Annotated in this window: 1 protein-coding gene; it reads right to left on the minus strand. The window is 70.5% G+C overall.

The features are described from left to right. On the minus strand, window positions 1-4982 hold a 4982-nt coding region (locus ACWCQM_RS40720), incomplete at both ends, for an SDR family NAD(P)-dependent oxidoreductase (RefSeq protein WP_450920103.1).

Consider the following 4982-nt stretch of genomic DNA (forward strand, 5'->3'; position numbering starts at 1 on the left):
TTCGACGCACCATCCTGATTCACCGCAGAACCACGCACCACCGCCAACACCTCATGCCCCAACCGCCGAGCATCCGACAACCGCTCCAACAGCAGAACCGCCACACCCTCCGACATACCGAACCCATCGGCGCTGTCGGCGTAGGCCTTGCTACGGCCGTCCGTGGCGAGTCCACGCTGCCGGCTGAATCCGACGACTCCTTCGAGCGTCGACATGATCGAGACGCCACCTGCGACGGCCAGGGAGCACTCGTCGTTGCGCAGTGCCTGGGCTGCCAGGTGCAGGGCGACCAGTGAGGACGAGCATGCGGTGTCCACGGTCAGCGCCGGGCCCTCCAGGCCCAGGCTGTACGCGACGCGCCCGGAGAGGACGCTGCCCGCGTTGCCGGTCACGAGGTAGCCCTCGTCGGCCTGTCCCGCGGTGTCCCCGGTGCCGTAGTCCTGACCGTGGGTTCCGACGAACACTCCGGTGGGTGTGCCCTTCAGCGAGGTCGGGTCGATGCCCGCACGCTCGAAGACCTCCCACGACACCTCCAGCAGCTGCCGCTGCTGCGGATCCATCGCCAGCGCCTCACGCGGGTTGATCCCGAAGAAGGACGCGTCGAATTCGCCCACGCCCTTGAGGAATCCTCCTCCCTGGACGTAGGTCTTGCCGGGGGCGTCCGGGTCCGGGTCGTAGAGGCCGTCCAGGTCCCACCCACGGTCCGTGGGCAGTCCGGTGATGGCATCGCCGCCGTCGGAGAGCAGCCGCCAGAGGTCCTCGGCGGACGACAGGTCTCCCGGGAAGCGGCAGCCCATCGCCACGATGACCACCGGATCGTCGGTGCGGGCGGTCTCCTCGGCGGTCGGGCGCGGCGCGCTCTCGGACCGCTTCCGTACGAGCGGAGCCTCGGCGTCCCCGACCAGTTCGCGGTGCAGGTGAACGGCGAGCCCGGTGACCGTCGGATAGTTGAAGACCAGGGTGACCGGGAGCTTGAGTCCGGTCGCGGCCGTCAGCCGATTCCGCAGTTCCACGGCGGTGAGCGAGTCGACGCCCAGCTCCTTGAACGCGCGCTGCGCGTCGATGGAGTCCGCGGTGGCGTGGCCCAGGACGGAAGCCGCGCTGCTGCGGACGAGTTCGATCAGGACGTCCTGCTGTTCCGGGGCTTCGAGCTCCGCGAGCCGACGTGTCAGCGCCGCACCGTTGCCGCCGCTGTCCGCCCGGTCGCGCCGGACCGTCCGACGCGCCGACTCGGGCACCAGGGCACGGAGCAGTGCGGGTACCTCCCCGCCACGTCGTACGGCGCCGAGGTCCAGCCGGATCGGCACCAGTGCCGGACCGGCGCTCTCCAGCGCCGCGTCGAACAGCGCGAGCCCTTGCTCCGCGGACAGGGGGCGCGTGCCGGCGCGGGCCATCCTGGCCAGGTCGGTGTCGCTGAGCCGGCCGCCCATCCCGGCCTGCTCGGCCCAGAGGCCCCAGGCGAGGGAGACGGCGGGCAGGCCCTGGTTGCGACGGTGTCGTGCTAGGGCGTCGAGGAAGGCGTTCCCCGCCGCGTAGTTGCCCTGGCCGGCGCCCCCGAAGGTCGACGAGGCCGACGAGTACAGCACGAAGGCCTTGAGGTCCAGGTCCCGGGTGAGCTCGTGCAGGTGCCAGGCCGCGTCCACCTTGGGCCGGAGAGCGGTGTGCCACTGTTCCTGGCTCAGGTCACCGATCACTCCGTCCGCGACCACTCCGGCCACGTGCACCACGGCGGTCAGACGGTCCGCCACCGAGGCGACGACCTTCGAGAGCTCCTCCCGGACTGAGGCATCTGCCGCCACGGCGGTGACGCGGACGCCGGAGGCCGAGAGAGCTGCGACCTGCTCGTCCGCGATTCCCGAGCGGGAGACCAGCACGATCTCGGCCACACCGTGCGAGCGGACCAGGTGTTCGGTGACCAGCCTGCCCAGGCCTCCCCCGGCACCCGTGACGAGTACGGTGCCTCCCGCCAGCCGCGCGCTCGCGGGGACGGCCGGTATGTCCGGCCGCGTCAGCCGGGCGACGAACGCCCGGCCGGCCCGCACGGAGATCTGCGGCTCGTCCCGCACGGCTTCGCCGAGCCCCACCGACACCGTTGCGGCGTCGAACCGGTCGACTTCGAGCAGGCCGAACCGGCCGGGGTGCTCGGACTGGGCCGTGCGGATCAGACCCCCGACCGGCTCCTGGACCAGATCGTCCCGGAGGGTGGCCACCACCAGCCGTGACGACTGGGTGCGAGGGTCGGCCAGCCAGTCCCGCAAGGCCGACAGGACCTCCAGCCCGACAGCGTGGACCCTGGCCGGAACGCTCTGCTCCGGATCTCCGTCGCCTGCCCTAAGAACCACCACGGGGGGCACGGGTCCGGCACCCGTGTGCGGGTGGAAGGCCCACTGCTCCCCCTCGGGGGCGGTGTCGGCTGCCCCCGGCACGGGCACCCAGGTGACTTCGTAGAGGGAACCGCCCGTGCGCCCGGCGCCTCCGCGAATCCGCGCCGGGTCGACCGGCCGCACGGTCAGCGCGTCGATGTCGAGCACCGGGGCCCCGGTGTCGTCGGCGGCGCTGATCGACACGGTGTCGGGTCCCACCCGGTCCAGGACCACGCGGAGCGATCGCGCTCCGGTGGCGTGGAGCCGGACGCCCGACCAGGAGAACGCCAGCCGGGGTTGCTCAGGATCTTCGAAGAAGCCGGAGACCCCGAGCGGGTGCAGCGCCGCGTCGAGCAGGGCGGGATGGATTCCGTAACCGTCGGGGTCCTCGGCGGAGTCCGCGCCGGTCTCCGGAAGCCGGAGATCCGCGTAGAGACGCCCTTCCTGGGCCCAGACGGCTTCCACCGCTCTGAACGCGGGGCCGTAGTCGACGGTCAGGGAGTCGTAGAACCCTTCGAGCCCGATCGGCCGGGCGTCGGCGGGCGGCCAGGAGCCCGGGACCGCGCCCTTGGCCGGTGCCGCGGAAGCCACCAGCACACCGGTGGCGTTCTCGGTCCACGGGTCGTCGGCACTGTCCCGCGAGTACACCCGTACGGTCCGCCCGCTGTCGGTGGCCTCGCCTGCGGTGACCTGGAGGTCGACGCCACCGCCGTCGGGAATGACGACCGGTGCGGAGATCGTGAGTTCGTCCACGGCCGGGAGCTGAAGACGTTCCCCGACATGGAGGAGGACGTCGAGCAGTGCGGTGCCCGGGAGCAGCGCCGCGTCCCCCAGCCGGTGATCCGCCAGCCACGGCTGACCGGCCTGAGTCAGCCTGCTGGAGAAGACCGCGCCTCCACCACCGGCCGGAGTGACGACCGCGTGGAGCAACGGATGGCCACCAGACTCCAGTCCAGCAGCTGCGAGATCACCTGTGCCGACCGCCGGCTTCAGCCAGTAGTGCTGGTGTTGGAAGGCGTACGTCGGCAACTGGACGCGGGTGCCGTCATGTTCGCCCAGCGCGGGGGTCCAGTCGATGCGTATGCCGCGTACGTGGAGTTCGGCGGCGGACTTCAGGACGCGGTCGAGGCCGCCGTCGTCGCGGCGCAGGGTTCCGGTGACCACGGAGGGGGCTTCGCTGTGCCCGTCGAGGATCTCCTGGACGCTGTGTGCGAGTACCGGATGCGAACTGACCTCGACGAACGCCCGGAAACCCTCAGCGACCAGCGCTTCGACCGCCCCGGCGAAACCGACCGTGCCGCGCAGGTTCCGGAACCAGTAACCACCATCCAGCTCCGGACCATCCAGCCATCGCCCCTCGACGGACGAGAAGAACGGAACCGTTGCACCGACCGGACTCAGACCGTCGAGCAACGAATCCAACTCGCTCTGTATCAACTCGACATGAGACGTGTGCGAGGCGTAGTCAACCGGTATCCGGCGCACCCGCACACCCTCGGACTCCAGCTCCCCGAACAGGCGCTCCAGCGCCTCCACATCACCTGCCACCACCACCGAGGACGGGCTGTTGACGGCAGCCAACTCAACACCATCACCCAGACGTTCGGCCACTTCAGCAACCGGTAGTGCGACCGAGACCATGCCACCACGCCCCGCCAGGCCCTCCGCGATCGCGCGACTGCGCAGCACCACGACCCGCGCCGCGTCCTCCAGCGACAACGCACCCGCGACATGAGCCGCCGCGATCTCCCCCTGCGAATGCCCCAGCACCGCATCCGGACGCACCCCGAACGACTCCCACACCCGGGCCAGGGACACCATCACCGCGAACGAAACCGGCTGCACCACATCCACCCGGCCCAACGACACCGCACCCTCAACACCCCGCACCACATCCAGGGCCGACCAACCACTCACCGACTCCAGCACACCACTGACCAGCGAAAACGCATCCGCAAACGCCGGGGACGACTCCAGCAGCGCCGCACCCATCCCCACCCACTGCGAACCCTGGCCAGGGAACACGAACACCGTCCGCCCAGAGACATCGGCCTGGCCCGTCACCACCGAGCCGAGCTCCTCCCCACGCGCCAGCGCAGACAGGCCGTCCAGCTCATCCGCCAGGACCACCGCACGGTGTTCCAGCTCTGCCCGCGCCACGAGCGCCCGTCCGATCGCAGCGGGCGTCGCGTCGGTCTGTCGCGCGAAGGCCTCAAGTCGCTGAGCCTGGGCGTGCAGGGCCTGCGCCGTGCGTGCCGACACGATCCACGGCACGACAGCCGGCGTGTCGCCGGGTTCCCCGAGTGGCTCGTCGTCGGGACGTACCGGTGCCTGCTCAAGAATGATGTGGGCGTTCGTGCCGCTCACGCCGAACGACGACACACCAGCCCGCCGGGGGCGGTCCACCTCGGGCCACTGCCGGGCTTCCCTCAGCAACTCGACGGAGCCCGCGTCCCAGTCGATCTTCGAGGACGGCTCATCCACATGCAACGTCCGAGGAAGCACACCCTCCCGGATCGCCTGAACCATCTTGATGATCCCCGCAGCACCAGCAGCAGCCTGCGTATGCCCGATGTTCGACTTCAACGACCCCAACCACAACGGACGACCAGGCAACCG

Source organism: Streptomyces sp. NPDC002125 (genome assembly GCF_053593715.1).